Source organism: Kitasatospora sp. NPDC034533 (assembly GCF_055575155.1).
In genome coordinates this window covers 1-1420 of record NZ_JBVITE010000166.1, presented here as the reverse complement: position 1 = coordinate 1420, position 1420 = coordinate 1, and the positions used below count along the sequence as shown (strand labels likewise).

Here is a 1420-nt window from a genome sequence, read left to right as displayed (position 1 = left end):
CTAGTGTGATGCGTCAGAAGTTTTGAGGCTTAGTCAGTTCGGTTTTCCTGTCGGGGGTGATCCTGGCGAGATAGTCGGCGAGGGAGTTCAGGATCTCGTCGGCGGTCTTGGTCCAGGTGAAGGGTCGCGGGTTCGCGTTCCACGTCTCGATCCAGTTGCGGATGTCGTTCTCAAGGGCCTGGACGGAGGTGTGGACACCGCGGCGGATGAGTTTGTCGGTCAGCAGGCCGAACCAGCGCTCCACCTGATTGATCCAGGAGGAGCCTGTCGGCGTGAAGTGGACGTGGAAGCGGGGGTGCCGGGTGAGCCACTGCTGGACCTCGGGGGTCTTGTGGGTGACGTAGTTGTCGCAGACCAGGTGCACGTCGAGGTCGTCGGGTACGGCTTTGTCTATCTTGGCCAGGAACTTCTTGAACTCGATGGCGCGGTGGCGTCGGTGGAGTTCGCTGATGACGGTGCCGTCGGCGATGTTGAAGGCGGCGAACAGGCTGGTGATGCCGTGCCGCAGGTAGTCGTGGGTGCGGCGCTCGGGCATGCCGGGCATCATCGGCAGCACTGGCTGGGACCGGTCCAGGGCCTGGATCTGGCTCTTCTCGTCGACGCAGAGCACCACAGCCCGCTCGGGCGGATTGTGGTAGAGCCCGACCACGTCGACGACCTTGTCGACGAACTGCGGGTCGGTGGAGAGCTTGAAGGAGTCCTGCAGATGCGGCTTGAGGTCGAACTTCTTCCAGATCCGGCCGATGGTCGACTTCGACAGGCCGGTGCGCTGGGCCATCGATGACCGCGACCAGTGGGTGTCCTTGCCCGGCGTGGACTCCAGGGTCGCGACGATGACGTCCTCGACCTGGTCGAGCAGGATCGAGGGCGGCCGGCCGGGCCGCGGCTCGTCCTGAAGGCCGTCGAGGCGATCGGCTACGAAGCGGGCCCGCCAGCGGTCCACCGTGGACTGGTCCGCTCCCAGCTCTGCGGCTACCTGCCTGTTCGTCACGCCTTCGGCGCACCGCAGTACGATCCTGGCCCGCAGGGCGAGGTACTGGGCCGTCTTGGCCCGCCTTGCCCAGCGCTCCAGTTGGGCTCGTTCGCTCTCACTGAGCACCAGCTCGGACTTCGGCCGACCGATCGGGCCCTCATCCTTGAGTCCGGCCAGGCGTTCCGTGGCAAACTTCCCGCGCCACTTGCGAACCGTCTTGACGCCCACGCTGACAGCCTCAGCAGCGCCGGCGTTCGACATCCCGTCAGCGCATGCCAGGACGATCCGGGCCCGTTCAGCCAGACGACGTTCCGGCAGCCCGGCCAAGCGGGCGAGCTCCACACGCTCGTCCTCAGACAGCACGATCTCCACAGCGGCAGGACCTCTATGCGCCATGAAAAGAAGGTATCAACTAAGCCTCGGAACTTCTGACGCATCACACTAGTG

1 protein-coding gene is annotated in these 1420 nt (G+C 65.0%); it reads right to left on the bottom strand.

Annotated elements, in window-relative coordinates; genetic code table 11:
• Positions 1 to 13 precede the first annotated feature (13 nt).
• The gene (locus ACZ55U_RS39045) at positions 14 to 1345 is read right to left on the bottom strand and encodes an IS630 family transposase (protein ID WP_465534398.1); all 1332 of its coding nucleotides are present in this window, start codon (positions 1343 to 1345) and stop codon (positions 14 to 16) included.
• Positions 1346 to 1420: the final 75 nt, after the last annotated feature.